General features: G+C 37.5%; 3 protein-coding genes and 1 pseudogene. All 4 read left to right on the top strand.

The annotated features are described in order from the left end of the window. The first annotated feature begins 82 nt into the window (after window positions 1–82). A complete protein-coding gene (locus WBY99_RS04190; protein WP_423975080.1) occupies window positions 83–1,012 on the top strand; it encodes a tyrosine-type recombinase/integrase in 930 nt (309 codons plus the stop codon). A gap of 165 nt (window positions 1,013–1,177) precedes the next feature. Beyond that, the gene (locus WBY99_RS04195; protein WP_423975081.1) at window positions 1,178–2,098 is read left to right on the top strand and encodes an Abi family protein; all 921 of its coding nucleotides are present in this window, start codon (window positions 1,178–1,180) and stop codon (window positions 2,096–2,098) included. A 22-nt stretch (window positions 2,099–2,120) separates the two neighbouring features. Continuing rightward, a complete protein-coding gene (locus WBY99_RS04200; RefSeq protein ID WP_423975082.1) occupies window positions 2,121–4,988 on the top strand; it encodes a type I restriction endonuclease subunit R in 2,868 nt (955 codons plus the stop codon). Between the two features lie 253 nt (window positions 4,989–5,241). Next, window positions 5,242–5,484, top strand: a pseudogene (locus WBY99_RS04205) (phage tail protein); the annotation flags it as partial.

Below are 5,484 nucleotides of genomic sequence, written 5' to 3' on the forward strand. Positions count from 1 at the left end.
CTATAGTCCTAATAATGTAAAGGATTTAAACTCTCAAATCCTTTATTCATAACTTTTGAGAATAATCTTAAAAATAAAATTTATGAATTCAAAAAAAACATTCGCCCAAATCGTAACACTATGGAAAACAGACAAAAAAATGTATGTGAAAAAATCAAGTTTCTCGGCTTATGTGCTGCTGCTGGAAAATCATTTGTTGCCCGTTTTTGGTGAATGTACCGATGAAATTGAGGAAGCTGCTGTGCAGAGATTTGTCTTTCAAAAACTCGAACAAGGTTTAAGTCAGAAAAGCATTAAAGATGTTCTGATCGTCATGAAAATGGTGCTTAAATTCGGAGCAAAACACAAACTATTAACTTATACTCCTTTTGATATTCAGTATCCAACGGTTCGGGAGAATCCAAGCATCGAAGTGCTGAGCAGAACGCATCAGAAAAAAATTATGGGTTATATTCAGGAACACTTTACTTTCAGGAATCTTGGCGTTTATATCTGTCTTTCTTCCGGAATCCGGATTGGGGAAATCTGCGCCTTGACTTGGGAAGATGTCGATACTGATAACGGAACGATCCATATCCGGAAAACCATTCAGAGAATCTATATGATCGAAGACGGAAACCGCAGAACAGAATTGCTGCTCGACACGCCGAAGACCAAAAATTCCATCCGCGAAATCCCGATGAGCCGTGAATTGCTTCGAATGCTGAAACCGTTTAAAAAGATTGTCAATCCTGCCTTTTTTGTTTTGACCAATGATGCCAAACCTACTGAACCCCGAACGTACCGCAGTTATTATAAAATCCTGATGAAACAATTAGAGATACCTGAACTGAAATTCCACGGGTTGCGTCACAGTTTCGCCACGAGATGCATTGAAAGCAACTGCGATTATAAAACGGTGAGTGTTTTATTGGGTCATTCCAATATCAGTACGACTTTGAATTTATATGTGCATCCTAATATGGAACAGAAAAAGAAAGCAATTGATCAGATGTTTCGGGCCTTGAAATAAACAAATGTATATCGTTTTGTAATACAATATTTGTGTAATATAACAATTAGTTGTACATTTGCAGCAACAGTACACACCGCGCTACCCGTTAGATCAGCGTCCCAGGGTGTGTCTTTTGCTTTTTATAGGGTTCATCTTCGCAATATTTTTCTTACTTTTACAATATTGCTAACCCTACCAATGTTCCTAAAAGGCCCCACTACAGTACCCGAACAAATACAACTCTTAAAATCAAGAGGACTCACCATTGATGATGAGAATCTGGCAGTTCAGTACTTATCCCATGTCAGTTACTACCGGTTAGGCGAATACTGGTATTCCCTGCAGTCTGATAAAGAAAATCATATTTTCAAACCCCAATCTGTATTTTCAGATGTCATCTTTTTATATGAATTTGACCGTGAATTACGGATGCTTCTGTTTGATGTCATTGAAAGAATTGAAATAAGCTTAAGAACCAAATTAATTTATCATTTATCCCATGAGTTTGGTCCCTGGTGGTTTCAAAACTTTGAGTTGTTTACTGATAATTTGGCTTTGGTTAAAACACTAGCAAACATTGAAGAAGAAATTTCCAGAAGCAAAGAAAAGTATATTAAAGACCATTTTAAAAAACATAAAGATGACCAACGGTTTCCGCCTTCTTGGAAAACGCTGGAACAAACCAGTTTCGGCTCATTGTCTAAGCTGTACGGAAATTTAAAAAACACGATTAAATCCAAAGATTTAATAGCCGTAGAACTGGGAGCTGTAAATCACACTTATTTGCCAAGTTGGCTACAATCAATTGCCCAAATCAGAAACTATTGCGCGCACCATTCCAGACTGTGGAATAAAAATTTACCGGGCAGTCCGAAGCTTTTACCAAAACCTCCTTTTGAGTGGGTAGAAGATGTTCCCAAACAACACGAATTCCAACATTTATATATTCATCTGTGTCTGATGAAATACCTCATCAATATCATTTATCCTGCTAATGACTTTACACCACGCTTATCTGCCCTCCTTCAAAAATATCCATCAGTAGATCCTAATGCCCTAGGAATGAAACCCGAATGGGAAAACGAAAAACTTTGGACCAAATAAAACGAAAACTTAAAAATAGCCCATGTCAAGCCAACCCGAATATATTTTAGAACAGAAACTTATTGAACAGTTATTAGCATTAGGACATAAGAAAGTCAAGATCTGTAATGAAGCTGAACTTATTAAAAACCTAAAAACGCAGCTCGAAATTCATAATAAGAAAATATTTTCGGACAAAGAATTTGAAAAAATTCTGAATCACCTTTCGAAAGGCAATGTTTTCGAAAAAGCTAAAATCCTTCGCGACCGTTTTCAATTTACTAAAGATGACGGCTCCTCGGAATGGATTGAATTCATCAATCAGGATCACTGGTGCCAAAACCAGTTTCAGGTTACGAATCAGGTTTCACAGTCAGGTGAATATAAAAACCGTTATGATGTGACCATTCTCATCAATGGATTGCCGCTCGTGCAGATTGAGCTGAAACGGCGGGGACTGGAAATGAAAGAAGCATTCCACCAAATCAACCGTTATCATCATCAATCTTTTACTTCCGGCAGCGGATTATTCAATTACGTGCAGCTTTTCATCATCAGCAATGGAGTAAATACCAAATATTATTCAAACAACGCCAAGCAAAGCTTTAAGCAGACTTTTTTCTGGTCTGATGAGCATAACAATAATATTACGCAGCTGGAAGAATTTGCGCAGGCGTTTTTGGAGCCCTGCCATATTGCTAAAATGATTACGAAGTACATTGTACTGAATCAGACCTATAAAATATTGATGGTGCTTCGTCCTTACCAATATTATGCGGTTGAGAAAATCGTAGAACGCGTAAGAAATACCGATAATAACGGGTTTATCTGGCACACCACCGGTTCGGGAAAAACGCTGACTGCCTTTAAGGCAAGCCAGATTCTGAAAGAAATTCCTAAAGTTGAAAAAGTGGTTTTTGTGGTGGATCGAAAAGATCTGGATTACCAAACCCAAAAAGAATTTGATGCTTTTGAAAAGGGAAGTGTGGATGCCACAGAAAATACCCGACATCTTGTGAAGCAACTTTCCGACGGTACCAAATTGATTGTTACGACTTTACAAAAGCTGAACACCGCCATTACGAAAGAAAAACACGGCAGAAAAATCGAACATCTGAAAGATCAAAAGGTGGTTTTTATTTTTGATGAATGCCATAGAAGCCAGTTTGGAGAAACGCATCAGAACATTAAAAAATATTTTGAAAATGCGCAGATGATCGGTTTTACGGGAACTCCGATTTCTGAAAAAAATTCAGTAGGAAAACTTGAGGGACAGGCTGCAACAACGAATATGCTTTTCGGCGAATGTCTGCACAAATATGTGATTACTGACGCCATCCGAGATGATAATGTTTTGAAATTTTCTGTTGAATACGTTGGACGGTATAAAGAAAAGGAGGGAAGCAATACCTATATTGATACGGAAGTTGAAGGAATCAATACGCAGGAATTATTGGAAAGCCCGAAACGGATTGAAAAAATAACCGATTATATTATTTCGGAATACGGGAGAAAAACGCATCAAAAGACCTTTAATGCTATGTTTTGTGTAAGCAGTATCGAGGTTCTGCAGAAATACTATGATCTTTTTCAGAAGAAAAAAGAAGAAGGAAAACACCATTTAAAAGTGGTCACCATTTTCAGTTATGGAAGTAATGAAGAAGCCAAAGAAGCGGATGGTATTCATGAAGAAGAAGCGGATGATTTGGGTATGGTTGCAGAAGCAGCAGCACAATATGGAGATTCGCACAGCAGAAATGTACTCGAAAAATATATAGGACATTACAATGAGATGTTCGGAACGAATTTCACCACCAAGGATTCGCAGAGTTTTTATAATTATTATAATGATATTGCAAAAAGAGTTCGGAATAAAGAAGCGGATTTAATCATTGTCGTGAATATGTTTTTGACGGGTTTTGACAGTCCGCAGCTCAATACTTTATTTGTTGATAAAAATCTTAAATACCACGGCTTAATTCAGGCATTCTCGCGAACCAACCGGATTTTGGGGGAGAAAAAGTCCCAAGGAAATATTATGTGTTTCAGAAACCTGAAATCTGCTACCGATGAAGCGGTGACCTTATTTTCGAATAAAGAAAGCATTCATGAAGTGATCCTTCAGCCCATTGAAGACTATATTGAACTGTTTAATTCTGCTTTGTTGAAGCTTAAAGTAATAGCTCCGGAAATTGAGAGTGTTGACCGTTATCAAACAGAACAGGAGAAATTTGAGTTTGTACATGCTTTCAGGGAAGTGATGCGGATTCTTAATATCTTAAAATCTTTTGCAGATTTCAGTTTTGACACCCTGGATATGAAGGAGTTTGAATTCGATGGATACAAAAGCAAATATCTTGATATTTGGACCTCTACCCATCCAAAGACCGGCGGAGAAGGAAAGGAAAGCATTCTGGATGATGTCGATTTTGAACTGGAACTGATCCACCGAGATGAAATTAATGTCAGTTATATACTTACCTTATTAGCGAACTTAAAAGATTCTGATCTTAAAGGGGCTAAGCGGGAACAGAAGATGAAAGAAATCCGGGAAATCCTCTCTGGTGACGCACAGCTGCGAAGCAAGAAAGTTTTGATTGAAAAATTCATTGAAGAAAATCTGCCTTTGGTTGCTGATGGAGATTCTGTAACGGACGAATTTGAAACTTACTGGAATAAAGAAAAAGTGGCAGCTTTTGAAAAAATTGCCACAGAAGAATCGCTTAATAAAGACAAATTTCAGGAAACAATTAATCAGTTTTTGTTTACGTCTAAAACCCCAAAGCTAAGCGAGGCACTGCAACTTCTCGAAATTAAACCCAAACTCAAGGAAAGAAATAATATCGGAAAGAGAATCATCCAAAAGGTTCAGGATTTTGTGGAGGTTTTTATTGAAGGGGTGGAAGGGTAAGATTGCTTGTTGTGACTCCGAAGTGAGGACACTTCGGAGAGCGGGAAAGTCTTCGTATTTTTATCAAGCCTGAAGAAATACCCACTGTGTTATGAAACTTAATTCATCGAAAAATTATTCGATGAAAACTTCATACTGCTGGTAGAAATATTATATTTGATTGTACTTTAGTCGGTAAACAATTATAAACAGCGATGAAGAATCATACGAAAATGTAGCATTTACAAAAATCTAAAACCAAAATATCAATTAAATGAATACCCTTAAAACTCCGGGCGTCTATATCATTGAAAAAAATGCATTCCCAAACTCCGTTGTAGAAGTGGCAACCGCAGTACCCGCTTTTATAGGCTATACGGAAAAGGCGAAAAATGGGTCTAAGTCTTTAATTAACCTGCCCTTCAGAATCAGTTCCTTAGCCGAATACGAACATTATTTTGGGAAAGCTCCCCGCAAAGACTTTAGGCTGGTAAAAACTGATGTTAACAGTTTAGGC

It is taken from the genome of Kaistella sp. (assembly GCF_049588135.1).
In the GTDB taxonomy this organism is placed as follows: domain Bacteria; phylum Bacteroidota; class Bacteroidia; order Flavobacteriales; family Weeksellaceae; genus Kaistella.